The organism is Glaciihabitans sp. INWT7, from assembly GCF_014217685.1.
Taxonomy (GTDB): domain Bacteria; phylum Actinomycetota; class Actinomycetes; order Actinomycetales; family Microbacteriaceae; genus Lacisediminihabitans.
Genome location: NZ_CP043653.1, coordinates 355,397 through 381,567 on the forward strand (window position 1 = coordinate 355,397; position 26,171 = coordinate 381,567).

Annotated in this window: 20 protein-coding genes; 17 read left to right on the forward strand and 3 right to left on the reverse strand. The window is 65.0% G+C overall.

Going from position 1 to position 26,171, the window contains the following annotated elements; translation table 11 throughout:
* The first annotated feature begins 4 nt into the window (after window positions 1-4).
* From F1C58_RS01810 to F1C58_RS01880, 15 genes are all read left to right on the forward strand, one after another.
* Window positions 5-1,240, forward strand: a complete 1,236-nt coding sequence (locus F1C58_RS01810; protein WP_185202332.1) for a bifunctional glycosyltransferase family 2/GtrA family protein — start codon at window positions 5-7, stop codon at window positions 1,238-1,240.
* Window positions 1,237-3,237: a glycosyltransferase family 39 protein gene (locus F1C58_RS01815; RefSeq protein WP_185202333.1), complete on the forward strand. Its 2,001-nt coding sequence runs from the start codon at window positions 1,237-1,239 to the stop codon at window positions 3,235-3,237. Before F1C58_RS01810 ends, F1C58_RS01815 begins: the two co-directional genes overlap by 4 nt.
* A 79-nt stretch (window positions 3,238-3,316) precedes the next feature.
* Entirely contained in the window at window positions 3,317-3,979 is a 663-nt protein-coding gene (locus F1C58_RS01820; protein ID WP_185202334.1) for a cyclase family protein, read from the forward strand.
* 96 nt (window positions 3,980-4,075) lie between these two features.
* A complete protein-coding gene (locus F1C58_RS01825) occupies window positions 4,076-5,089 on the forward strand; it encodes a LacI family DNA-binding transcriptional regulator (RefSeq protein WP_185202335.1) in 1,014 nt (337 codons plus the stop codon).
* A gap of 204 nt (window positions 5,090-5,293) precedes the next feature.
* Window positions 5,294-6,478, forward strand: a complete 1,185-nt coding sequence (locus tag F1C58_RS01830) for an ROK family transcriptional regulator (protein WP_185202336.1) — start codon at window positions 5,294-5,296, stop codon at window positions 6,476-6,478.
* 200 nt (window positions 6,479-6,678) lie between these two features.
* A complete protein-coding gene (mmsA, locus tag F1C58_RS01835) occupies window positions 6,679-8,226 on the forward strand; it encodes a multiple monosaccharide ABC transporter ATP-binding protein (RefSeq protein WP_185202337.1) in 1,548 nt (515 codons plus the stop codon).
* Window positions 8,226-9,593 (forward strand): multiple monosaccharide ABC transporter permease, encoded by a 1,368-nt coding sequence (gene mmsB, locus F1C58_RS01840; protein ID WP_185202338.1) that lies wholly within the window; start codon window positions 8,226-8,228, stop codon window positions 9,591-9,593. The genes mmsA (F1C58_RS01835) and mmsB (F1C58_RS01840) overlap by 1 nt, the downstream gene beginning before the upstream one ends.
* 84 nt (window positions 9,594-9,677) lie before the next feature.
* Window positions 9,678-10,784 (forward strand): sugar-binding protein, encoded by a 1,107-nt coding sequence (locus F1C58_RS01845; RefSeq protein ID WP_185202339.1) that lies wholly within the window; start codon window positions 9,678-9,680, stop codon window positions 10,782-10,784.
* A 486-nt stretch (window positions 10,785-11,270) separates the two neighbouring features.
* Window positions 11,271-12,995 carry a ribulokinase gene (gene araB, locus F1C58_RS01850; protein WP_185202340.1) on the forward strand — a complete coding sequence of 575 codons (1,725 nt, stop codon included), beginning with the start codon at window positions 11,271-11,273 and terminating at the stop codon, window positions 12,993-12,995.
* Window positions 12,992-13,669, forward strand: a complete 678-nt coding sequence (locus F1C58_RS01855; RefSeq protein ID WP_185202341.1) for an L-ribulose-5-phosphate 4-epimerase — start codon at window positions 12,992-12,994, stop codon at window positions 13,667-13,669. Before araB ends, F1C58_RS01855 begins: the two co-directional genes overlap by 4 nt.
* Window positions 13,666-15,186, forward strand: coding sequence for an L-arabinose isomerase (gene araA, locus F1C58_RS01860; RefSeq protein WP_185202342.1), 1,521 nt, complete (start codon window positions 13,666-13,668; stop codon window positions 15,184-15,186). Before F1C58_RS01855 ends, araA begins: the two co-directional genes overlap by 4 nt.
* 124 nt (window positions 15,187-15,310) lie before the next feature.
* Entirely contained in the window at window positions 15,311-16,432 is a 1,122-nt protein-coding gene (gene chvE / locus F1C58_RS01865; protein WP_185202343.1) for a multiple monosaccharide ABC transporter substrate-binding protein, read from the forward strand.
* Window positions 16,433-16,522: 90 nt separating this feature from the next.
* Window positions 16,523-18,064, forward strand: a complete 1,542-nt coding sequence (gene mmsA, locus F1C58_RS01870) for a multiple monosaccharide ABC transporter ATP-binding protein (RefSeq protein ID WP_185202344.1) — start codon at window positions 16,523-16,525, stop codon at window positions 18,062-18,064.
* Window positions 18,061-19,275 carry a multiple monosaccharide ABC transporter permease gene (gene mmsB, locus F1C58_RS01875; protein WP_185202345.1) on the forward strand — a complete coding sequence of 405 codons (1,215 nt, stop codon included), beginning with the start codon at window positions 18,061-18,063 and terminating at the stop codon, window positions 19,273-19,275. Before mmsA (F1C58_RS01870) ends, mmsB (F1C58_RS01875) begins: the two co-directional genes overlap by 4 nt.
* Before the next feature lie 66 nt (window positions 19,276-19,341).
* Window positions 19,342-20,328: a LacI family DNA-binding transcriptional regulator gene (locus F1C58_RS01880; RefSeq protein WP_219732016.1), complete on the forward strand. Its 987-nt coding sequence runs from the start codon at window positions 19,342-19,344 to the stop codon at window positions 20,326-20,328.
* Window positions 20,329-20,340: 12 nt separating this feature from the next.
* Here the strand turns inward: F1C58_RS01880 and F1C58_RS01885 are convergent, their stop codons facing one another.
* The 3 genes from F1C58_RS01885 to F1C58_RS01895 form a co-directional block, all read right to left on the reverse strand.
* Window positions 20,341-21,231, reverse strand: coding sequence for a carbohydrate ABC transporter permease (locus F1C58_RS01885; RefSeq protein ID WP_185202346.1), 891 nt, complete (start codon window positions 21,229-21,231; stop codon window positions 20,341-20,343).
* Window positions 21,228-22,190, reverse strand: coding sequence for a carbohydrate ABC transporter permease (locus F1C58_RS01890; protein WP_185202347.1), 963 nt, complete (start codon window positions 22,188-22,190; stop codon window positions 21,228-21,230). The genes F1C58_RS01885 and F1C58_RS01890 overlap by 4 nt, the downstream gene beginning before the upstream one ends.
* 73 nt (window positions 22,191-22,263) lie before the next feature.
* Window positions 22,264-23,583 (reverse strand): ABC transporter substrate-binding protein, encoded by a 1,320-nt coding sequence (locus F1C58_RS01895; protein WP_185202348.1) that lies wholly within the window; start codon window positions 23,581-23,583, stop codon window positions 22,264-22,266.
* A 204-nt stretch (window positions 23,584-23,787) separates the two neighbouring features.
* Between F1C58_RS01895 and F1C58_RS01900 the strand changes: the two genes are divergently transcribed.
* A complete protein-coding gene (locus F1C58_RS01900; RefSeq protein ID WP_185202349.1) occupies window positions 23,788-24,810 on the forward strand; it encodes a LacI family DNA-binding transcriptional regulator in 1,023 nt (340 codons plus the stop codon).
* 138 nt (window positions 24,811-24,948) lie between these two features.
* Window positions 24,949-26,142: a Gfo/Idh/MocA family protein gene (locus F1C58_RS01905; RefSeq protein WP_185202350.1), complete on the forward strand. Its 1,194-nt coding sequence runs from the start codon at window positions 24,949-24,951 to the stop codon at window positions 26,140-26,142.
* Window positions 26,143-26,171 lie beyond the last annotated feature (29 nt).

Genomic DNA, 26,171 nt, shown 5'->3' on the forward strand with positions numbered 1-26,171 from the left:
GCGGATGGCACATTCACCCGACTCCCTCGCTCTCGACGTGGCCGTTCCCGTCTACAACGAACAGGCCGCTCTCGAGCGCAGCATCCGGACGTTGCACGCGTACCTCTCGACCCAGCTCGACGTGCCGTGGCGCATCACGATCGCCGACAACGCCTCGACCGATGACACCCCGCAGATCGCCGACCGCCTCGCGGAGAGCCTCGCCGGTGTCGTCGCCGTCCACCTCGCCGAGAAGGGTCGCGGTCGCGCCCTCAAGCAGGTCTGGCTGGCTTCGAAGGCGCACGTGCTCGCCTACGTGGACGTGGATCTCTCCACCGATCTCAGCGCACTTCCTCCCCTGATCGCCCCGTTGCTCTCCGGGCACTCGGATGTCGCTATCGGAACGCGCCTCGCCCGAGGATCGCGCGTGGTGCGGGGAGGCAGGCGCGAATTCGTCTCCCGCAGCTACAACCTGCTGCTCCGCGGCACGATGGCGGTGCGCTTCAGCGATGCCCAGTGCGGATTCAAGGCGGTGCGTCGCGAGGTGGCGCAGGAGCTCGTGCCGCTGATCGAGGACAACGGGTGGTTCTTCGACACAGAACTGCTCATCATCGCCGAGCGCTGCGGCCTTCGTATCCACGAGGTCCCCGTGGACTGGATCGACGACCCCGAGAGCAAGGTCGACATCGTCTCGACCGCACGAGAAGACCTCAAGGGGATGCTGCGGGTCGGGCGGTCGATCATGACCGGGAGGGTGCCGGTCGGATCGATCTACGCCGAGCTCGGCCGACGCACGTTCGAGCAGCCGCGCACTGCCAGTTTCTTCGGCCAGGTCGTCCGCTTCGGCGCAATCGGGGTGTTCTCGACCGCGGCCTACGCGCTGCTCTATCTGCTCTTCCAGGTGGGGATGTCGGCCCAGCTGGCGAACTTCCTCGCGCTTCTGGTGACCGCGGTCGTCAACACCGCCGCCAATCGTCGGTTCACCTTCGGCGTGCGCGGCCGTTCCGGTGCGGCGACCCACCAATTCCAGGGACTCGTCGTGTTCGGCGTCGCGTGGCTGATCACCAGCGGCTCGCTGGTCGGGCTTCACGCCATCGATCCCGGCGCATCGGCTCAGGCCCAGCTGATCGTGCTGACCGTTGCCAACCTCTTCGCCACCCTCGTGCGCTTCGTGCTCCTCCGCCTGTGGGTGTTCCGGCAGCAGCGCCGGCCCGCGGCATCAATCCCCTCTTCCCCCGTTCGGAAAGTGACAGCATCATGACAACCGCCACCGTCCACCACCAGCCCCCGACCCTGCGTGCCACATCGGCCCTCCGCTGGATCGTCCGCGGCCGCGCCGACACCGCCCGGTGGGAGCGTCCTGCACTGCTCGGGCTTCTCGCCGCCATCGCGGTGCTCTACCTGTGGAACCTCGGCGCCAACGGCTGGGCGAACTCGTTCTACTCCGCCGCCGTGCAGGCGGGCACGGTCGACTGGGAGGCGTTCTTCTACGGCAGCTCCGACGCCGCGAACTCGATCACCGTCGACAAGCCACCGGCGAGCCTCTGGCTCATGGCGCTCTCCGCGCGCCTGTTCGGACTCTCGTCGTTCAGCATCCTGCTGCCCGAGGTGATCATGGGGGTCGTCACGGTCGCGCTCGTCTACGTGATCGTGCGGCGGCACTTCTCGGCTCCGACCGCGCTGTTGGCCGGCGCGACCCTCGCCCTCACCCCGGTGGCGGCACTCATGTTCCGCTTCAACAATCCGGATGCACTGCTGGTGCTCCTGATGACGCTCGCGGTCTATTTCACCCTGCGTGGTGTCGAGAGCGGCCGGGTGCGGTGGGTGCTGTGGGCCGGAGCGATGGTGGGACTCGGGTTTCTCACCAAGCAGCTGCAAGCCTTCCTGATCCTCCCCGTGCTCGCCGGCGTCTATTTCTGGGCAGCTCCGATCTCGTGGCGCAAGCGCCTCGCACACCTCTTCGGGGCTCTCGGGGTGATGATCGTCTCCGCGGGCTGGTGGGTCGCGATCGTGGAACTCGTGCCGGCAAGCATGCGTCCGTTCATCGGGGGTTCGCAGAGCAACAGCTTCCTCGAGCTCACCTTCGGCTACAACGGATTCGGCAGGCTCACCGGAAACGAGACCGGAAGCGTCGGAGGCGGGGGAGCGGGAACCGGCATGTGGGGGTCTACCGGCATCCTGCGTCTCTTCGAGGGCGAGATCGGCGGCCAAGTCACCTGGCTGCTGCCTGCCGCGCTGGTCGTCTCGATCGCGGGCTTCGTGATCTTCGGCAAGACCAGACGAACCGATCCCCGGCGCGCGGTGCTCGCGTTGTTCGCGGGCTGGCTTCTCGTCACGGCCCTCGCCTTCAGCTTCATGGCCGGCATCTTCCACGCCTACTACACCGTGGCTTTGGCGCCGCCGCTCGCCGGAAGCCTGGCGATCGGCGCGAGCACGCTCTGGTCCCGCCGCGCGCAACTCTGGGTGCGCATCGTCTCGGCGACGGCCATGCTGTTGACGGCCTTCTGGGCCTTCGCGCTGCTCGGCGAGGCGTCCGACTGGCTGCCCTGGCTCAAGTGGGTGGTTCTCGGGCTCGGTGCCGCCGCCGCTGCGATGCTCCTGCTGCCACGGCGGGGACGGCTGCTCGCTGTCGCAACTCTCGCGGTGACACTCGTCGGTGCCCTCATCGCTCCGACCGCCTACAGTCTCGAGACGGTATCCGCCTCGCACACCGGTTCCATCGTCACTGCGGGCCCCGCGGTGACCGGCTCGATGGGCCGCGCGGGTGGCATGCCTGGCGGGATGATGCGGGGCGGCACCCCTCCCGCCGGCATGACCGCGGGGGGTACCCCTCCCGCCGGGATGGCCGCCGGAGGCATGCCCCCTGCCGGAGCGCGACCCGGCGCTGGGGGTGGGATGGGCGGACTCCTCGGCGGTGGCAGCGTCTCTTCGAAGGTCTCCGCAGTGCTCGCGAGCAACGCCTCGAGCTACTCCTGGGTCGCCGCCTCTGTCGGGTCGAACAATGCCGCGGGCTATCAGCTCGCCACCGGATTCCCCGTGATGGCGATCGGCGGCTTCAACGGCAGTGATCCGTCGCCGACACTCGCCCAGTTGAAGAGCTACGTCGCCTCGGGGCGGATCCATTACTTCGTCGGCGGTGGATCGGTGGGTCAGTCGAGCGGCGGCTCGTCGGCATCGGCGTCCATCGCGGCGTGGGTTGCGCACACCTTCACCGCGTCGACTGTGGACGGCGTGACGATCTACGACCTGACCCGATAGTGCGCTGTTTGGCGGCATCCGCGCGGTGGCTGGCGGAAAAGGGCGGGACACGCGCACCAGCCCCTGCGAGGATGGCGTCATGACCCGACTCATCGACCTCAGCCACAGCATCCGCGCGGGCCTCGTGACCTATCCCGGCCTGCCCGCACCGCAGATCCACCCGTTCCTCACCCGGGAGGACTCGAGAGCGAAGTACGCCGATGGCACGCAGTTCGCCATGGATGTCATCACCATGATCGGCAACACCGGCACCTATATCGATAGTCCGTTCCACCGATTCGAGGGCGGAACCGATCTCGCCGGACTGGATCTCGAGACCCTCGTCGACCAGCCGGCCGAGATATTCCATTTGAGGGATACATCGACGCGCGGTATCGCGCGAGAGTGTTTCGGCGATCGAGATCTCCGAAGTAAGGCCGTGCTGCTGGACACCGGCTGGAGTCGGTTGTTCGGCACGGAGGCCTATGCCTCTCACGCGCCCTTCCTCACCGCGGCTGGCGCCGCCTACCTCGTGGAGCAGGGCGTGACGCTCGTCGGAATCGACTCTCTCAACATCGACGATGTCGAGTCGGGTGGGGAGAGGCCCGCGCATTCGCTGCTGCTCGCGGCGGGGATCCACGTGGTCGAGCACCTGACCGCGCTCGACCGATTGCCAGAGTCGGGAGCGACCGTGACTGTGGTGCCTCCGAAGATCGAGGGTTTCGGAACCTTCCCCGTGAGGGCGTTCGCCCGAATCCCCTGAGTCGCGCGGGCCCGGGCGACGTGGGTGATAATGGTCTGCCGTGCGGCATTTCGTGGCCGCGCCCTCCGATCTCGACGAAGCCGGATACCCCCGTCCATGGAACCAGTGAAGGTTCGCGCCCCCAGCATCCGCGATGTCGCGCGGATCGCCGGAGTTTCGTACCAGACGGTTTCGCGGGCACTCAACAACTCCGAGAACATCCGGAGCTCCACCAAAGATCGCGTGCTCGAGGTGATCGAGCAGCTCGGCTATCGACCGAATCAGGCCGCGCGCGCGCTGGTCACGAGTCGGTCGCGCACCATCGGGGTGCTCACCTCGCAGGTCGCCAACTACGGCCCGGCCACGAGCCTCGCCGCCATCGAGGACGCCGCTCGGGATGCGGGCTACCTCGTGACGACGACCAGCCTTGCGGCCACCGATTCGGAAGCGATCCACGATCGACTCGAATATCTGCTGAGCCAGGCCATCGAGGGACTTGTCGTCATCTCCCCCCAGATGCGCGTCTTCAACGCGATCCGGGATCTGGACATCCGGCTTCCGCTGGTCACTCTCGACTCGACGGGTCGCGACGGCCAGCACAGCCTGTCGGTCGACCAGACCTCCGGGGCGCGACTGGCCACCCGGCACCTCATCGAGCTCGGTCACCGCAAGATCCTGCACCTCGGTGGCCCACAGGACTGGATCGAGGCCGAGGCCCGCATGACAGGTTTCCTCGACGAGCTGATCGAAGCGGATCTCGACGTGCGGGCCCCGATCCTCGGTGACTGGACCGCCGACTTCGGCTACACGGTGGGGCGTGAACTCTCGCGCTATCGTGACTTCTCCGCGGTGTTCGCCGCGAACGACCAGATGGCCCTCGGCCTGATCCACGCCTTCCGCGACGCGGGGCTCGATGTGCCAGGCGACATCAGCGTCGTCGGATTCGATGACGTGCCGGATGCCGCGCACTACTGGCCTCCGCTCACCACCGTGCGACAGGATTTCGCCGAGATCGGGCGCCGCTCGGTCGCCATGCTGCTAGCGGAATTGAACGGCACGCAAAGCCCGGGGCACGAGCCGATCCTGCCCGAACTGATCGTGCGCAGTTCGACGGCGCCGCCCCGCCGGTAGTCGAAGGGCGCTGCCCGTCGAGTTGCACCGGTGTGCGGCTCAGGGCCACTCGCGACCCGCAGAAGAGCACAACTCGAGGCTGCTCTGCCCGAGGCCCGGTGCGCCAAGCACTGGAGAGCAACGGGATGTGACCGCTCTCATTTCTTGGTAACGGTTGCGTTAACTTCTTGACGACAAGACTCACGATGATGCACTCTCGTAGTCATGCCTGCAACGATGCAACCCCTGCCGCGGGGTGCCCGGAATCCCGGATCGCAATCGGCGCTGCGCGAACTCAACCAGAAGCGTGTGATCGACACCCTCCTGGCAAGCGGTCCGCTCACCCAGGCCGAATTGGCCAGGCAGACGGGACTGTCCACGGCGACGGTCTCGAACATCGTGAAGACCATGGCGGCGATCGGATCGATCGAGACCGAGCCGACGACCAGCTCTGGGCGTCGGGCGCTGCTCGTGCGGCTGACCAATAACGGCGCTGTCGCCGTGGGAATCGACTTTGGGCGCAGGCATCTGCGCATCGTCCTCGCCAGTCTCGGCTTCGCCGTCGTGGCGGAGCAGTTCCTGGAGCTTCCGCTCGGTCATCGGGCCGAGGAGAGCATCGATTGTGCGTCGCAGCTGCTCGCCCGGATGCTGGAGGAACGCGACATCGCACCCTCGGCGGTGCTCGGCGTCGGCGTGGGTATCCCCGGGCCGATCGACCAGCGCACCGGCACCGTCGTGCAGGGAGCGATCCTGCCGGAATGGGTGGGCATCCACCTGCAGGACCTCGAGAAACGCCTGCATTTTCCGGTGCTTTTCGACAATGATGCCAACCTCGGCGCCCTCGCCGAAGTCACCTGGGGGCCGCACAACACCGTAGACGACCTGGTCTTCGTCAAGATCGGCAGCGGCATCGGTGCCGGCCTGATCCTGGGCGGCCATCCGTTCTCCGGCAGCCTCGGCATCACCGGGGAGATCGGGCACGAGACCATCACCGACAACGGGGTCGTCTGCCATTGCGGCAACCGGGGATGCCTCGAAACCGTGGCCTCGACCTCGGTGATGATGGCGCTTCTCGGCACCCGGGCGCCCGTGACGACGGCCGACATCGTGCGCAATGCACTCTCCGGGGATGCCGCGACGCTCAGGGTGCTCGATGACGCGGGTGTCGCGATCGGCCGCGGTCTCGCGAGCATTGCGAACCTGATCAATCCGGAGGTGATCGTGATCGGCGGCCCGCTCGCAGAGCTCGGTTCGATTCTGCTCGCCCCGATCGAGCGTGGACTGCTGCGTCACGCGGTTCCGAGCGTCGGCGAGGCGACCGCGCTGGTGATGTCATCGCTGGGCGATCGAGCGGAAGCGCTCGGAGCGGCATCCCTCGTTCTGCAGTCTCCCGGCCTTCGACGGGGCTGATTGTTTCCGAGTCGTTACGTGTTCGTTGCGTTCACAACTTGACGACAAGCCAGCAAACAAGGTTTAGTCTGTTAGCGGGCAATTTCTTCCCCCTAACGAGACAAGGTAGTCCGGCGTGAAACCTCAGGCGGCATTCGCAGTTGTGAACGTACACAACCCGCGCTTCCCAGCGATTTCGGTCGCTATTGCGGGGGTGTCCGATGGCGAGTGAGCCGATCATCCTCGAGATGCGTTCCATCACCAAGGAGTTCCCCGGCGTCAAGGCGTTGGACAAGGTCTCCCTGGTCGTCAAAGCGGGCGAGATCCATTCGATCTGTGGAGAGAACGGCGCCGGCAAGTCGACCCTCATGAAGGTGCTCTCCGGGGTCTATCCCTACGGCACCTACCAAGGCGACATCGTCTTCCAGGGCCACGAGTCGCGCTTCAGGGACATCGGGTCGAGCGAGGCCGCCGGCATCGTGATCATCCACCAGGAGCTCGCGCTGATCCCCGAGCTCTCGATCACCGAGAACATCTTCCTCGGCAACGAACCTCGCCGGTTCGGAGTTATCGACTGGGTGCAGGCGAAGAAGCGTGCGGTTGATCTGCTCGCCCGCGTCGGGCTCGAGGACGACCCGGACACCCAGATCAAGAACATCGGTGTCGGCAAGCAGCAGCTCGTCGAGATCGCGAAAGCGCTCAACAAGTCCGTCAAGCTGCTCATCCTCGACGAACCGACAGCGGCACTCAACGAGGCCGACTCCCAGCATCTCCTCGACCTCATCCTCGGTCTCAAGGGCCGGGGGATCTCGTCGATCATGATCTCCCACAAGCTCAACGAGATCGAGCAGATCTCGGACTCGATCACGATCATCCGAGACGGAAAGACCATCGAGACCCTCGATGTGAAGGGCGACGGCGTCGACGAGGACCGCATCATTCGCGGCATGGTCGGTCGCACGCTGGAGAACCGTTTCCCGGATCGCAATTCCGACATCGGCGAGGTGTTCTTCGAGGTGAAGAACTGGACGGTGCAGCACCCCCTCACCGCCGAGCGGATGGTGGTCAAGAACTCGAGCTTCGTGGTGCGACGCGGCGAGGTGGTCGGCTTCGCCGGCCTCATGGGAGCCGGTCGCACCGAACTGGCGATGAGCCTGTTCGGCCGCTCCTACGGCACCTTCCTCTCCGGCCAGGTCTTCAAGGACGGCAAGGAGATCCAGCTGCGGAACGTGAGCGAGGCGATCAAGAACGGTCTCGGCTACGTGAGCGAGGACCGCAAGGCACTCGGGCTCAACCTGCTCGACGACATCCAGGATTCCGTCGTCTCGGCCAAGCTTTCCAAGATCGCGAAGCTCTCGGTGATCGACAAGGTGGAGGAGCACCGCGTCGCGGACAGCTACCGCAAGAGCCTGCGAATCAAGGCACCGCGCGTGGACGAGGGTGTCAACAAGCTGTCGGGCGGCAACCAGCAGAAGGTCGTCCTGGCCAAGTGGATGTTCACCGACCCCGACCTGCTGATCCTCGACGAACCCACCCGGGGAATCGATGTCGGGGCGAAGACCGAGATCTACGGCATCATCCGAGACCTCGCCGCTTCTGGCAAGGGCATCATCCTCATCTCGTCTGAGCTGCCGGAACTGCTCGGCGTCTCGGATCGCATCTACACGATCTTCGAGGGCGCGATCACCAACGACCTCACTGCTGAAGAAGCAAATCCCGAAACTCTCCTGAGAAGCATGACTTCCGCGAAGAAGAAAGTTAACAGCTAATGAGCGCTACTCCCGAAGCTCCACAGAAGAGCGGCTTCCAGCTGCGCGACATCGGCAAGATGTTCGGTGGCTCGCAGGGCACCGGTCGTCAGATCGGCATCCTCGCCGCGCTCGTCGTGATCATCATCTTCTTCCAGATTTTCACGGGCGGCCTCACGCTCAACCCGATCAACCTGATCAACCTGGTCAACCAGAACGCCTACGTCCTGATCCTGGCGATCGGCATGGTGATGGTGATCATCGCCGGCCACATCGACCTCTCTGTGGGTTCGGTCGCCGCGTTCGTGGGCATCGTGGTCGCGACCGCGATGGTGAGCTGGCACTTCCCGCCGGCGCTCGCCTTCGTGCTCGGAATCGTGCTCGGTGCCGTGATCGGTGCCTGGCAGGGCTGGTGGGTGGCCTACGTCGGAGTGCCCGCCTTCATCGTGACCCTCGCAGGCATGCTGATCTTCCGCGGGGCCAACCAGGCCTTCGGCAGCTCGAACACCATCACCGTGCCGGATGCCTTCACATTCATCGGTGGCGGCTACCTGCCGGACTTCGGGCCCAACGTCGGCTTCAGCAACGGCACCCTGATCCTCGGTCTCCTGGTGGTCGTCGCGTTGGTCTGGCAGGAATTCCGCCAGCGACGCACCCTGAGCCTCATGGGGGCGGAGCCGGCTCCGATCTGGGTGAGCATCGTGAAGACCGTGATCCTGGTGCTGGTCGCCGGCGGTGCGACCTACCTGTTCGCCACCGGCCGCATCGGCACGAGCTACCCGATCTCGGGCATCATCCTGGGTGTCCTCGTGCTCATCTACTCCTTCGTCACCCGCAACACCACGTTCGGCCGCCACATCTACGCGGTCGGCGGCAACTGGCACGCTGCGGAGCTCTCGGGCGTCAAGATCAAGCGAATCAACTTCTTCGTCATGATGAACATGTCGGTGCTCGCATCAATCGCGGGAATGGTGGGAGTGGCGCGAGCCGGAGCGTCCGGCCCGGGTGACGGCACCGGTTGGGAGCTCGACGCGATCGCGGCGGTCTTCATCGGTGGCGCCGCGGTCGCCGGTGGTATCGGAACGGTCGTCGGGTCCATCATCGGAGGTCTCGTCATCGCGATCCTCAACAACGGCCTCCAGCTCCTCAACGTCTCCAACGACCGGGTGCAGATCATCAAGGGCCTCGTGCTCCTGCTCGCCGTGGGCATCGATGTCTACAGCAAGCGCCAGGGCCGCCCTTCCCTGATCGGCATGTTCGTGCGGGGCCCGAAGGCGTCCGGGGGCGACCCTCCTGCCTCAGCGCCGATCGATCGCCCGGATGTCGCACCCGGAGGCGAAAGCGCCGAAGCCTCATCCCGCCCACAATCCACTACTCCGAACGCATAGCAGCGCCGGCGTAGTCACCGGGGAAGACCCGTCTTTCCCACAGCAATCCCCCTGCACAACCACACAACTAAGAAAGTGATCACAATGCGCAAAATCGCAATCACGACTGTGGCAATCGCCGGAGTCGCACTGATGGCCCTCTCGGGCTGCTCGAGCCGCGGCACAGACGCCTCGTCTTCGGGCTCCGCCGCGGGCTTCAAGGCCGGATCCGTCATCGGCGTCGCCCTCCCGGACAAGACCTCGGAAAACTGGGTGCTCGCCGGCAAGCTGTTCACCGACGACCTGACCAAGGCCGGATTCAAGGCCGACGTGCAGTACGCCCCCTCGGCGAACACCGCCTCCGAGCAGGCCGCTCAGATCTCGACCATGAACACCAAGGGTGCCAAGGTCATCATCATCGGTGCGTTCGATGGCAAGCAGCTCGGTTCCCAGGTTAAGGCGGCCCACGACAACGGAGCCGTCGTCATCGCGTACGACCGTCTCATCCAGGACACCAAGGATGTCGACTACTACATCGCGTATGACAACGAGAAGGTCGGCGAGCTCCAGGGCCAGGCCCTCCTCGACGGCATGAAGGCACGCTTCCCCGACGCGACCAACTACAACATCGAGCTGTTCTCGGGCGCGTCCACCGACCCGAACGCTGCCGTGTTCTTCAACGGTGCGATGAAGATCCTGCAGCCGAAGATCGACGATGGAACGCTCAAGGTCGTCTCCGGACAGACCGCGATCGCTCAGACGCAGACCACCGGATGGCTCGCCGCCAACGCGCAGACCCGCATGGACACCCTGCTCGCCGGTAACTACTCGGGTACGGTGCTGAACGGCGTCCTTTCGCCGAACGACACCCTGGCCCGTGCCATCATCACCTCGATCCACGCCGCCGGTAAGGACACCCCCGTCCAGCCCGTCGTCACCGGTCAGGACTCGGAAGCTGCCTCGATCCCGCTGATCATGTCGGGCGTGCAGTACTCCACCATCAACAAGGACACGACGAAGCTCGTCGCCCAGGCCGTTGAGATGGTCAAGCAGCTTGCCTCCGGCAAGAAGGCGACCACCAACGCCGACGCGACGGACAACGGCTCGGTCAAGGTTCCGACCTACTACCTGCCGCCGGAGCTCGTCACCAAGGACAACGCTGCACAGTCCTACGCGAGCAACCCGACCCTCCTGGCGCTCGTCAACAAGTAGTCCGCCTCGATAGTCACGAGCCCGGCCCCCGCGATTTCGCGGGGGCCGGGCTTTTTCGTGCGCGCGGCCGCCGATTCCGTCGCCACCCGCCGCCGTCTATGCGGCAGGCACTGTTCGAAATGCAGGGCTCAGTGTGACGGATGCATGCTGCACGGTCTGACGCGCCACTCCAGTCCCGAGGACTCCTGCATTTCGAGCCGCGAATCAGCAGCACCGCCCGCGGATGAGCCGGTGGCGGGGATGCGGCAGGCATAACTCCTGCAGAATGCCAGGGGTGGGGGAGGCGCCCCCGTGTTCCCGGGGGGCGAGGGCACCGCTGCCCGGGGATGCAGGAGTTATGCGAGGGGGAGTGTGCCCGGGGTTGCGGATTAATGGGAAGGGGCGCTAGTCTTCTGTGAAATGTGATCGCTCACATTCCTAAAAATGTGATCGCTAACATTTTGACCGCACCGAGCCCGTCCCCCAGCATGACAAAGGAGTCCTGAGGTGAGTTCCCCCACGCCCGTCCTCGCAGCCGACCAGTACGTCATCGGCATCGACTTCGGCACCCTGTCCGGTCGGGCCGTCGTAGTGCGCGTCTCGGATGGCGCGGAGCTCGGCACCGGCACGCACGACTACCCGCATGCCGTCATGGACACCGTTCTGGCGTCCACCGGTGCGGTACTCCCTCCCGACTGGGCGCTGCAGGTGCCGGCCGACTACGTCGAGGTGCTCAAGGTCGCCGTGCCCGCCGCCATTGCGGCATCCGGCATCGACCCCGCGCTGGTCATCGGCATCGGTACCGACTTCACGGCGAGCACCCCACTGCCGGTACTCGCCGACGGCACGCCCCTCAACGAGCTGCCGGAATACGCGGATCGCCCTCACGCCTACGTGAAGCTGTGGAAGCATCACGCCGCACAGGGCCAGGCCGACCGCATCAACGAGCTCGCGGCTTCGCGGGGCGAGAGCTGGCTCCCGCGCTACGGCGGGCTCATCTCGAGCGAGTGGGAGTTCGCCAAGGGGCTTCAGCTGCTCGAAGAGGATTCGGAAGCATACGAGCGGATGGACCACTGGGTCGAGGCCGCCGACTGGATCGTCTGGCAGCTGACCGGCCGCTACATCCGTAACGCCTGCACCGCCGGCTACAAGGGCATCCTGCAGGACGGCGCGTACCCGAGTCGCGACTTCCTCGGCGCGCTCAATCCGGCCTTCGCCGGCTTCGCCGAAGACAAGGTCGCGCACGAGATCGGCCAGCTCGGTTCCTCCGCCGGCACCCTGTCGAAGCAGGCGGCCGGCTGGACCGGCCTGCCCGAAGGCATCGCAGTCGCCGTCGGCAACGTCGACGCCCACGTGACGGCGCCCGCCGCCCAGGCCGTCGAGCCCGGACAGATGCTCGCCATCATGGGCACCTCGACCTGCCACGTCATGAACTCCGATGTGCTCACCGAGGTCCCGGGTATGTGCGGTGTCGTGGATGGCGGCATCGTCTCCGGGCTCTACGGCTACGAGGCCGGCCAGTCTGGAGCCGGCGACATCTTCGCCTGGTACGTGAAGAACCAGGTGCCCGGCAGTTACCGGGCGGCGGCGGATGCGGCGGGCCAGGGCATCCATGAATACCTCACCGATCTCGTCAAGGATCAGCCGGTGGGTGGCCACGGGCTCGTCGCCCTCGACTGGCAGAGCGGTAACCGCTCGGTTCTGGTCGATCACGAACTCAGTGGGCTGGTTCTCGGCATGACTCTCACCACGAGACCGGAGGAGATCTACCGCGCCCTCTTCGAGGCGACCGCCTTCGGCACCCGCATTATCGTGGAGACCTTCGCCGCGAGCGGCGTGCCGGTCACGGAGTTCATCGTGGCCGGAGGTCTTCTGCGCAACGCCTTCCTCATGCAGGTCTACAGCGACGTGCTGCGGTTGCCGATCTCGATCATCGCGAGCGAGCAGGGTCCCGCACTCGGCTCTGCCATCCACGCCGCGGTCGCGGCGGGAGCCTACGCGGATGTGCTCGCGGCGGGCCGGGCGATGGGCAAGGTCGATCGCGCCGTCTACACGCCGGACTCCGACGCGGCGGATGCCTACGACCTTCTCTTCGCCGAGTACGCGACACTGCACGACTACTTCGGGCGTGGGGGAAACGACGTGATGCACCGGCTCAAGGCGATCAAGCGGGGGGCCGCTGGTCGAGTAGCGAGCGCCAGCGAGCGTATCGAGACCGGGGCAGGCGCATGACCGCCACCCAGGAAACCATCGACGCGGTCCGCGCCGATGTCGCGAAGCTGCACGAGCTTCTCGTTCGCTACAACCTCGTGATCTGGACCGGCGGCAACATCTCCGGCCGGGTGCCGGGCGCGGAGCTCTTCGTCATCAAGCCGAGCGGTGTCGAGTACGACGACCTCACTCCGGCGAATATGATCCTCTGCGACCTCGACGGCACCGTCATCGAGGGGGCGCATTCGCCGTCGAGCGACACCGCGGCGCACGCCTACGTCTATCGGAACATGCCCGAGGTGAACGGGGTCGTGCACACCCACTCCACCTACGCCACGGCCTGGGCGGCGCGCGGTGAGGCGATCCCCTGCGTCATCACCGGGCAGGCCGACGAGTTCGGCGGCGAGATCCCGGTCGGCCCCTTTGCGATCATCGGAGACGAGTCGATCGGTGAAGGCATCGTCGGCACCCTCACCGGTCACCGATCGCGCGCGGTACTCATGCAGAACCACGGTGTCTTCACCATCGGCTCGAGTCTCCGCGACGCCGTCAAGGCGGCCGTCATGGCCGAGGATGTGGCGCGCACGACGCACATCGCCCGTCAACTGGGCGAGGTCATCCCCATTCCCCCACAGAGCATCGACGCACTGTTCGACCGCTATCAGAACGTCTACGGACAGAAGGACACCCCATGAGCCGCTCGATAGTCCCCGATCTCGCCTCCTCGGAGATCTGGTTCCTCACCGGGAGCCAGGGGCTCTACGGCGAGGAGACCCTCGCCCAGGTGGCGAGCCAGTCGCAGGAGATCGCGGCGGCTCTCGGCGCGGCGACCGACATCCCGGTGACCATCGTCTGGAAGCCGGTGCTCACCGACTCTGACTCGATCCGACGGATGGCTCTCGACGCGAACGCGGCCGACGGCGTCATCGGCGTGATCGCCTGGATGCACACGTTCAGCCCCGCGAAGATGTGGATCACCGGACTGGACCTGCTGCGCAAGCCGCTGTTGCACCTGCACACGCAGGCCAACGTCGAGCTGCCTTGGGACACGCTCGACATGGACTTCATGAATCTCAACCAGGCCGCGCACGGCGACCGGGAGTTCGGATACATCCAGACCCGGCTCTCAGTGGCGCGCAAGACCGTGGTCGGCCACGTGTCGAACCCGCTTGTCACGGCCAAGATCGGCACCTGGAGCCGAGCCGCGGCCGGCTGGGCCGCCACCCACGAGCTCAAGCTCGCCCGCTTCGGGGACAACATGCGATTCGTCGCCGTCACCGAGGGCGACAAGACCGAGGCCGAGCTGCAGTTCGGGGTGCAGGTGAACACCTGGGGAGTCAACGACCTCGTGGAAGCCGTCGATGCGGCATCCGAATCCGACATCGACGACCTCGTCGCCGAGTACGCAGAGCTCTATGAGGTCGCCTCCGAACTGCTGCCCGGTGCAGAGAAGCACGATTCGCTCCGTTACGGCGCGCGCATCGAACTCGGACTGCGATCCTTCCTGGAGGCCGGCGGATTCAGCGCTTTCACGACCAGCTTCGAAGACCTCGGCGGGCTACGCCAGCTGCCCGGACTCGCCGTGCAGCGGTTGATGGCCGACGGCTACGGCTTCGGAGCGGAGGGCGACTGGAAGACCGCGGTGCTCGTGCGCGCGGCGAAGGTGATGGGTGCCGGTCTTCCCGGTGGCGCCTCACTCATGGAGGACTACACCTACGACCTCACCCCCGGTCAGGAGCTCATCCTCGGAGCCCACATGCTCGAGGTCTGCCCGTCACTCACCACCTCGAAGCCGCGACTCGAGGTGCACGCGCTCGGCATCGGCGGTCGCGAAGATCCGGTTCGCCTCGTCTTCGACGCGGATGCCGGACCCGCCGTCGTCGTCGCGCTGAGCGACATGCGTGACCGCTTCCGACTCGTGGCGAATGTCGTCGAGGTCGTCGATCTGCCGCATCCGCTCCCGCAACTGCCGGTGGCGCGTGCCGTGTGGAAGCCAGAACCGGACTTCGCCACGAGCGCCGCCGCCTGGCTGACCGCCGGAGCGGCCCACCACACCGTGATGTCGACGGCGCTCGGTCTCGAGGTGTTCGAGGATTTCGCCGAGATCGCCAAGAACGAACTCGTCGTGATCGACAAGCACACGAACCTGCGCGACTTCGGGCGCGAACTGCGCTGGAACCAGGCCTACTACCGGCTGGCTCAGCGGATGTAGCAACAAGACGTGTCGACCGCCATCCCGGCGGTTCGGCGGGGATCGGGCCGATTTGGGCGGGCCGGATCCTGAAGGCACCACCCCTGACAATGACGTCCAACAAGTAAATCGAAAGGCAATCACAGTGAAGGCTAAAAAAATTCTCATCGGCATCGCCGCCGTCGGGCTCGCATTCTCTCTTGCCGCCTGCTCCGGCGGCCGTGGCGGAACGAGTGGATCGTCCTCATCGGGCAGCAGCAAGGGTGCCCTCATCGGCGTCGCGATGCCGACCAAGACATCCGAGCGCTGGATCAAGGATGGCGACGCCATCAAGTCCGACCTCGAGAAGCTCGGCTACAAGGTCGACCTCGAATACGGTGACGACAAGATCCCGCAGCAGGTTCAGCAGATCAGCAACATGCTGACCAAGGGTGCGAAGGTCCTGATCATCGCGTCGATCGACGGAACGGCACTGAGCGACCAGCTCGACCAGGCCGCGAAGTCCGGCGTCAAGGTCATCGCGTACGACCGCCTCATCAACGGCAACAAGAATGTCGACTACTACACCACCTTCGACAACTACAAGGTCGGCGTCGACCAGGCGACGAGCCTGCTCACGGGCCTCGGAGTGGTCGACAAGGATGGAAAGGACACCGGGAAGAAGGGCCCGTTCAACATCGAGCTCTTCGCCGGCAGCCCCGACGATAACAACGCGACGTTCTTCTTCAACGGCGCGATGGACACGCTCAAGAAGTACATCGATGACGGAACCCTCGTCGTCAAGAGCGGCCAGACCGGATTCACCCAGGTGGCGACCCTTCGCTGGGACCCGGCCACGGCGCAGAAGCGCATGCAGAACCTGATCGCGAGCACCTACTCCGGCGGTGACAAGGTGCAGGGCATCCTGTCGCCGTACGACGGTCTCTCGATCGGAATCATCTCCGCGCTCACCGCATCCGGCTACGCCACCGATGCACTGCCGATCATCACCGGGCAGGACGCGGAGGCGGCATCGGTCAAGTCGATCATCGCCGGCCAGCAGTACTCCACCATCTACAAGGACACCCGCAAGCTGGGTAATGAAGCCGTGAAGATGGCGGATGACCTGCTCAATGGCAAGACGCCAGAGGTCAACGACACCAAGAGCTATGACAACAAGGTCAAGGTAGTTCCGACGTTCCTCTTCCAGCCCACCGTGGTCACGAAGGAGAACTACAAGTCGGTTCTCGTCGACAGCGGCTACTACACCGAGGCAGACCTCCAGTAGGTTCGTCCCGCCCCGGGGGTGGCGTCGGTCTTCCGGCGTCACCCCCGGACTCCCTATTCCTCGTCGCTGTCAACGCAGAAAGAAGCATCGGTGACCACCAACATCCTCGAGATGCGCAACATCACGAAGACCTTCCCCGGCGTCAAGGCGCTGCAGGATGTCTCGATCGGCGTGCAACGCGGCCACATCCACGCGATCTGCGGGGAGAACGGCGCCGGCAAGTCCACGCTGATGAAAGTACTCAGTGGCGTCTACCCGCATGGCAGCTACGACGGCGACATCGTCTTCGAGAACGAGACCGTCGCCTTCCGCATCATCAACGACTCCGAGGCAGCGGGCATCGTCATCATCCACCAGGAGCTGGCGCTCAGCCCATACCTGTCGATCGCGGAGAACATCTTCCTCGGCAACGAGCAGCAGACCGGCGGCTGGATCGACTGGAACAAGACGAACCTCGAAGCGGGAAAACTGCTCGCGAGGGTCGGTCTCAAAGACAATCCCGTCACCAAGATCCGTGACATCGGCGTGGGAAAACAGCAGCTCGTGGAGATCGCCAAGGCGCTCTCTAAGGAGGTGAAGCTCCTCATCCTCGACGAGCCCACCGCGGCGCTCAACGACGAGGATTCGGCGCACCTTCTCGACCTGATCAAGCACCTCAAGGGCCAGGGGATCACGTCGATCATCATCAGTCACAAGCTCAACGAGATCAAAGCGATCGCCGACGAGGTGACGATCATCCGCGACGGCAAGACGATCGAGACGCTCGATATGCACGCCGACGAGGTGACGGAAGAGCGCATCATCAAACTCATGGTCGGGCGCGACCTCGAGAGCCGGTTCCCCGCCCACACGCCGAAGATCGGCGAGGAGCTGTTGCGCATCGAGGACTGGACCGTGCACCATCCTCTCGACCACGAACGAGAGGTGGTGAAAGAGGCCAATCTCTTCGTTCGCGCGGGGGAGATCGTGGGCATAGCCGGGCTCATGGGAGCGGGGCGCACCGAGCTCGCGATGAGTGTCTTCGGCAAGAGCTACGGCTACAACATCTCCGGGACCGTCTACAAGAGCGGCAAGAAGATCGACACGACGACGGTCTCCGCCGCGATCGCCAACGGCATCGCCTACGCCACCGAGGATCGCAAGGTCTACGGCCTCAACCTCATCGACGACATCAAGCGCAACATCTCGGGTGCCGCCCTCAATCTGCTCTCCCGCCGGGGCTGGATCGACGAGAACAGGGAGATCGTGGTGGCCGAGGGCTTCCGCAAGAGCATGAACATCAAGGCACCGAACGTCGAGGTGCTCACGGGAAAGCTGTCGGGGGGAAACCAGCAGAAGGTCGTGCTCTCCAAGTGGATGTACTCGAACCCCGACGTGCTGATCCTCGATGAGCCGACCCGGGGGATCGACGTCGGTGCGAAATACGAGATCTACGGCATCATCAACGCGCTCGCCGACGAAGGCAAGGGAGTGATCGTGATCTCCTCGGAGCTGCCGGAGCTCCTCGGCATCTGCGACCGTATCTACGCCCTCTCGGAGGGAAGAATCACCGCGGATCTGCCGCGCGAAGAAGCGACCGCAGAACGCGTCATGCAACTCATGACCCAGGAAAGGGAGAAGGACCACGAATGAGTGACCTGACCAAGAAACCAGTCGCGCAGAAGAGCGCCTTCGCGTCGGCGACGACCTACCTCGCCAGCCAGCTGCGCCAGATCGGCCTCTTCATCGCCCTGATCGTGATCGTGATCTTCTTCGAGATCACCACCGCGGGGATCACCCTCAAACCGATCAACGTCTCCAACTTGATCGTGCAGAACAGCTACATCCTGATCCTGGCGATCGGTATGGTCATGGTGATCATCGCCGGGCACATCGACCTCTCCGTCGGTTCTGTCGTCGCGTTCGTCGGAGCGATGGCGGGGGTGATGATCACCCAGTGGCACATTCCGTGGGGTCTAGCGATCGTGCTCTGTCTCGTCGTCGGCGCCCTCGTGGGCATGTGGCAGGGCTTCTGGATCGCCTACTTCCGGATACCCGCGTTCATCGTGACCCTGGCGGGGATGCTCACCTTCCGTGGCCTCACCCAGATCGCCCTCGGCAACGCGCAGATCTCGCCCTTCCCCGACGGCTTTCGGGCTCTCGGCTCAGGTTTCCTCCCGGACCTGGGCGGAGGCGTCAGCTTCCTCGAGCCTCTCACCGTCGGTATCGGCATCCTGGCCACGCTGTTGGTCATCGCCCAGGGCATCCGTCAGCGTGCCGCGCGACGCAAGTTCGCGGTGGAGGATGAGCCGCTGCCCTGGTTCATCGCCAAGCTGGTCTTCACCTCCGCACTCATCCTCCTGATCAGCTACCTCCTCGCCAGTTACAACGGAACGCCGATCGTGCTCATCGTGCTCGGTCTGCTCGTCGTGATCTACTCCGCGGTGATGGCGCGGAGTGTCTTCGGACGCCATATCTACGCAATCGGCGGCAATCTCAATGCCGCCGCGCTCTCGGGGATCAAGACCCAGCGGGTCACCTTCCTGCTGTTCGTGAACATGGGTGTGCTCTCGGCGCTCGCCGGACTCGTCTTCACCGCCCAGTTGAACCTGGCGAACCCGAAGGCCGGTGACGGATTCGAGCTCGACGCCATCGCGGCAGTGTTCATCGGTGGAGCGGCGGTGACGGGAGGAATCGGAACGGTGACCGGGGCGATCGTCGGTGGCCTCATCATCGGGATCCTCAACAACGGCATGTCGATCCTCGGCGTCGGGTCCGAGTTCCAGCAGCTGATCAAGGGACTCGTGCTTCTCGCCGCCGTCGCGTTCGACGTGTACAACAAGCGTCGCAACGGTGGTCGGTGACGCTGACAGGAAGGCGCCCAGGGGGGCTGATCGTCGGGAGGCCGGCGATCAGCTAGCCTCGGATTCGTGGCGAACATCATGGAGGTCGCGCGACTCGCGGGCGTCTCCCACCAGACCGTGTCGAGGGTGCTCAACAACGAGAACACGGTGCGCCCGCAGACGCGGGCCAAGGTGGAGGCCGCGATCCGGGAGCTGCGCTACCGACCGAGCTCCGTTGCCCGGGCGCTCGCTACCCGCAAGACCCGCACGCTGGGTCTCGTGAGCACGGGAAATCCCCTCTACGGTCCCGCGAGTATCGCCCTGGCCTTCAACGGGGCGGCACGCGAGGCCGGCTACCAGGTCATCACCGCCAGCATGGCCGAAGCCGATCGGGATGAGATTCTGCAAGCCATCGACGTGCTGCTGAGACAGCAGGTCGAAGCGATAGTGCTCGTCGCCTCCGACCACTCCTCGATCGAGGCGATCGACGGTCTCGAGCTCGACACACCGCTGGTGACCGCGGACTCGAGTGGGCACGGAAGCTTTCCCAGCGTCTCGATCGACCAGTTCTGTGGTGCCGAATTGGCCACAGCCCATCTCGCAGACCTCGGCCACCGGGACATCCTGCACCTCGCCGGTCCCGAGGGATCCCTCGACGCCCGGGAACGCGAGCGTGGCTGGAGGAGCGAGCTTGCCCGTCGGGGTCTTCCGGTGCACGAACCCTTGCACGGAGACTGGACTGCGGACAGCGGACGGTCCATCGGCGAGCACCTCATCGCCGCCGGCATGACCTCCGCGATCTTCGTTGCGAATGACCAGATGACGCTCGGCCTGCTTCATGCGCTGGATGACCACGGCATCGCCGTGCCCGCAGAGGTGAGCATCGTCGGCTTCGACGACATCCCAGAAGCGGCGCACTTCTCACCCCCGCTCTCCACCATCCGACAGGACTTCACCGAGCTCGGTCGCCGGATCATGGGCACGGTGTCGTCAGTGCTCGACGGGCGCGTGCTCACCGATCCGGTGAAGACCGCTCCCCACCTGGTGGAACGCGAATCGGCGATTAGACGCTGAGGCTGCGTGCGCTCAACGCCCGGCGAGCGAACCACCGATCCCGCCGACGCTGAAGTACTTGTTCAGGGCGGCGAAGAGCAGGACCGGCGGCAGCATCATCACCACGGCGACCGCCATCACGAGGCCCCAGTTGGTCTGATTCTGTTGGAAGAACGTCTGCAGGCCGATCTGGAGCGTGTAGTTCTCGTCGGAGCGCAGGAACACGACAGCGACGAGGTAGTCGTTCCAGGCGAGCAGGAAGGCGAAGATCGCGGTGGAGAGCACGCCAGGCAACGAGTTGCGCAGCACGATCCGCGTGAAGCTTCCGAACACCGAGCATCCATCCATCCAGGCCGCCTCTTCGAGGGTGATCGGGATGGAGTCGAAGTAGGCGGCCATCATCCAGATCGCCACCGACATGGTCGAGCCGACATAGATGATCGTGACCCCGACCAGATTGTCGACGAGGCCGATCTGGGCGAACAGGATGAAGAGTGGGATGACCGCGGTGACCACCGGAAGCGACTGCACGATGAACAGGATGAGGGAGTAGCCGGAGACGAGCCTGCTGCGTCCCCGCGAGAGCACATAACCGGCCGGCGCTGCGACCGTCACCGAGATGACGACCGTCACTAGGGTGACCAGGAGGCTGTTGGCGAGCCAGGTACCGACGGAGGTCTCGCTGAAGATCTTTCCGAAGTTCTCGAGCGTGACTCCGCGCGCGGTGCTGCCGAGCGAGGGTTCGAGAGAGAGCAGCACGACGGCGACGATCGGAACGAGAACGATGGCGCAGATGACGAGGATCAGCACGAATCGCCACCACTTGCCCCGCTCCTGGGCCTGGCTCAGGGTGCGGCGCTTGACCGGTCGCGCGGTTGTCTTGAACTGCCCGACTATCGCGGCACTGGAGGTTTCGACGCTCATTCGATGTTCACCTTTCGGATCTGGCGGTACAGCAGCGTGGCGATGATCACGAGCACGATGGTCATCATGAACGCGATCGCAACCCCCGGTCCGGTCTGGAAGTTCTGGAAGACGGTCGAATAGGCCAGCACCACGAGGGTCTGGGTGGAGTTGACCGGCCCGCCGCCGGTGAGCAGGAAGATGCTCGGGAAGTCGTTGACACAGAAGATGGTCATCAGGATCCAGCTGATGTAGGTCGAGCGGGAGATCATCGGGAGGGTGATCCGTCCGAAGGTCTGGAACGCGGAGGCTCCGTCGACCTTGGATGCCTCGTAGACGTTGACGTCGACGGAGGCCAGGGCCGAAGACATCATCATCATCATGAAAGGGAAGCTGATCCATACCTTGAAGACACAGACCGTCACCTGTGCGAGCAGTGGATCGGCGAGGAAGAGCACATTCCCGAGGCCGAGAGCCTGGGCGAGCACGGGGAGTGGTGATTGCGGAGTCGCCACCAGCCAGTTCCACGACGTGGCCGAGACGACGACCGGAACGACCCAGGGCAGGAGCAGCAACACCTTGAACACGCCGCCGGCCGGGATGCGGGTGCGGAGCAGCAGAGCCAACCCGAGCCCGATCGCCCAGCTGCCGAACACCCCGACGAGAGTGAAGACGACGGTGAATCCCGCCGCGTGCCAGAAGGCCGGGGTCTGCACCATGGAGATGTAGTTGTTCAGACCGACGAAATCGCCCGCGCTGAGCAGGTCGCCGTTGCGCAGAGACTGCAGCCCGGCATAGATCACCGGGTACAGGTTCAACAGCACCAGGAGGATCAGCGACGGCAGAACGAAGAAGACGAAAGCCCGCGAGTGGGTGAACCGCCTTCGGCGTTCACGCTCGCCCGCCGGTTTACCCGACCCGGCGTTGCCCACGCCGCTCCGCGCCTTCTTGAGCGCTCCGATCACGGACTCGGTCGTCATGTACTTCTCCTTTGAAGGTGGTCGAATGACACAAGGGTGGGCCCGACTCGCGTCGGACCCACCCGAAGCGGCGTTACTTCATGAGGCCTTCCATCGAGGTCTGCAGCGCGGTGAGAGCAGCCTTCGAAGTCGTGTTGCCGCCGAGGATCGACTGCGCGAAGGTGATCATCGGAGCGGTCCCATCCACGGTGTTCGCGATGTTGTAAAACAGGCCCGATCCACCGGGGGCGGCCCAGGTCTTGAAGATCGGCTGCCATTCCTTGATGATCTTCACGTTGTTCGGGTCCGCCTGGAACTCAGGGGTCTCGGAGATCGACTTGAGCGGCGGAAGACCGATGCCCGTCTTCTTCGTCCACAGCTCCTTCATGTTCTGGTAGTAGTACGTGAGGAATGCCTCTGAACCCTCCTGGCTGGGAGTGTTCTTGTACATCATGATGTTGTTCGGGAAGTACAGGCCGCCCTTCTTGCCGCTCGGGCTGGTGAGCGGGCTGCCGACCACCAGGTCTCCCGCGACGTCGCCGACAGCTCCCGCTGCGAGACCGGCGCCGTCCCATCCGAATCCGAACTTCTTGGCCTTCCACTGCGACTGCACGTTCGCACTCGTGTAGGTGGCGGATGCCGGGTCGCTGTAGCCGCTCTTCACGAGGTCGAGAATGAAGTCCATGGCCTCGATGTTCTCGGGCGTGACGCAGTCGGGCTTCTTGTCTGCGTTGAAGAGTCCGCCGCCGTTGTTGATCATGAATGCCGTGAGGATGTGGCTGCCGGTGAAGCTGCCGGCTCCGGAGCCGAGCCCGAAGCCGTACACCCCGTTCTTCTTGAGCGCCGCACAGACGTTGCGATAGGAATCCCAGTCCGTCGGGGATTCGACTCCGGCCTCCTGCATCAGCGTCTTGTTGTACCAGGAGATGCGCACGTCGAGGTTGTAGGGCACCGCAGCGTAGCCCTTGTCGGTCTTCAGCGTGTCGACGAGGCCGTCGAAGAAGTCGTCATAGATGCCGTCCTTCTTCCAGCTGTCGATGAGGTTGTCGGCGTAGGCGATCTTGCCCTGCTCGGCGAACTGGAATGCCTGCGTGCCGCCGCCGGAGCTCACCGCTGGCCCCGTGTTGGAAGCCACTGCCGAGGAGAAGGTCTGGGTGAAGTTCGCCCACTGGATCTCTTGATAGGTGGCCGCGCCCACACCGGTCTTCGGCTTGTAGGCGAGGGTGATCTTCTTGTCGAGGGGATTGAACTCGGTGCCGCCCCACGGCATGTTCCAGAACTTGATCGCCTTGGCGGAACCTCCGGATCCGCCTCCCGTCGAACACGCGGCGAGGGCGGCGGTCGCTGCCACGCCCCCGGCAATTCCGAGGAACCCCCGCCTCGAGAAGGAAGAACCTGTGGATTGTGACGCCATGACAGTTTCCTTTCCAGCCGCCGTCGCCAATGGCGGCGGCCATGATTCGTCTTTGGATGCATGTGTCGCTCTATGGGTGAAAAGGTTTCGTGGTGCGACGGTGTCAGTATTCAATGCTTCGAGGACGTTGTCAACAGATGGTGAGGGAGAGCGGAGCGCATTCCTCGCCTCAGAACAGCCGCGGATGACCGCTACCATGAGCGCATGAGTCAGCTAAAGGTTTCGCCGGGTCGCGCCACGCTCGCGGAGATCGCGCGGGATGCATCCGTGTCGATGTCCACGGTGTCGAAGGTGCTCAACGGCAGGGCCGGCGTCTCGGATGCCGTGCGCGAAAAAATCGAAGGGCTCTTGCACAGCGCCGGCTACAGCCGGCGGGGCAGCTCTCACGAGCAGGGCAAGCTGATCGAACTCGTCTTCGACAACATCGACAGCGAGTGGTCCCTCCAGATCATCCGTGGGGTCGAGTCGGTGGCGCGGGAGAACGGCCTCAGCGTGATCCTGACCGAGAGCGGTGGTCATCTGCTGGTCGCACCGGACTGGATCGACGGGATCCTGCGACGGCAGCCGGTGGGGGTCGTGCTGCTCTTCTCGAACCTGTCCGTCGACCACAAGCGGCAGCTGGCGACCCGCAACATCCCGTTCGTCGTGCTCGATCCGGCGGGCGATCCCGACCCGGATGTCTCTTCGGTGGGCTCCGGCAACTGGTCGGGAGGCCTCGCAGCGACCAGGCACCTCATCGAGCTTGGGCATCGCCGCATCGCCCTGGTCAGCGGCCCGCAGGAGATGCTCTGCTCGCGAGCGCGCCTGTCCGGCTATCGTTCCGCGCTGGAGGAGGCGGGGATCGCGTTCGATCCGACCCTGATCGACGGGGGCCGGTTCCACTACGAAGATGGCGTCGCTGCCGGCATGAGGCTGCTCACGATGCCGGACCGGCCCACCGCGATCTTCGCGGGCAACGACCTCCAGGCCTTCGGGGTCTACGAAGCCGCGCGACTTCTCGGACTGGTGGTGCCGGATGACATCTCCGTCGTCGGCTTCGACGACGTGCCCAGCGCGAGCTGGATGGGGCCGAAGCTCACGACGGTACGCCAACCCCTGATCGAGATGGCCGAGCAGGCGACGCGACTTGTGCTTGCTCTGCGCGACGACCCGGACCGCAAGCTCGTGCGCATAGACCTGGCGACGAGCCTGGTGGTGCGCGAGAGCACGGCCCCGCCGAAGGCGTAATCCGCCCCGTCACTGGCGACACATTTCTGTGATCTCAGAGAAAACTTGCGTTGATCGTCGCGAGCGGGATAACGTGTCGACACACGCACAACGGCGAGCCAGGCAGTCGTCGCCGAACGGATGAAGGAGTCTGCGGAGATGAGTCGACCCCCCTTCGGTGTGGCGCTCGTCGGCTACGGTTTCATGGGGGCAGCCCATTCCCAGGCGTGGCGCGTCGCACCCCGATTCTTCGACCTTCCGGTCGAGCCGCGGATGACGGTGATCGTCGGTCGTGACGCGTCGCGCGTCGATGCGGCCGCGCAACAGTTCGGCTGGGCCGAGTGGGAGACCGACTGGCGCCGGGTGATCGAGCGCGACGACATCGACCTCGTCGACATCTGCAGCCCGGGTGCCACGCACGTCGAGATCGCGATAGCGGCCCTCGAGGCAGGCAAGCATGTACTCTGCGAAAAACCGCTCGCCAACACGGTCGGCGAGGCGGAGCGGATGGCCGAAGCCGCCCACCGGGCTGCGGAGCGCGGCGTCTACGCCATGGTCGGGTTCAGCTATCGGCGGGTGCCGGCCATCACCTTCGCCCGCGACCTGGTCGCGGCGGGCAAGATCGGCGAGCTCAGGCAGGTGCGGGCGCTCTACCTCCAGGACTGGCTGGTCGACGCGGAAGGTCCTATGACCTGGCGGCTCGACAAGGAGCTTGCGGGTTCCGGGTCGCTCGGTGATATCGGGGCGCACGCGATCGACGCCGTCCAGTTCGTCACGGGTCGGCGGGTGCAGGGCGTCAGCGGAATTCTGCAGACTCTTGTGAACGAGCGTCCGCTGCTCGGCGAATCGATCGGCCTCAGCGGCACCGCCTCCCGGGAACGCGGCGTGGTGACCGTCGACGATGTGGCGCTGTTCACGGCCAGGCTCGAGGGCGGCATCCTCGGTTCCTTCGAGGCCACGAGATACGCGACCGGGCGCAAGAACGCGTTCCGGCTCGAGTTCAGTGGTTCGCTCGGCGCGATGGCATTCGACCTCGAACGGATGAACGAACTCGAGTTCTACGACGGCACCGACCCGGCGGGCCTCCGCGGGTTCCGCCGCATCCTCATGACCGAGCCGGAGCACCCGTACATGGCGGCCTGGTGGCCGACCGGTCACGGCATCGGCTATGAACACCCCTTCTCGCACCAGGTGCGAGACCTACTGGTCGACATCGCCGCGGCCACCCAGCCGCAACCATCCTTCGACGACGGAGTGCAGGTGCAGCGGGTACTCGAGGCGGTCGAGACGAGCTCGGCGAGCGGGAGCTCCTGGATCGAAGTGCACGACGGTTCTGAAACGCGGCAACTGTGAGCGGCAATCGCCCTCCGAGGAGGAGAACT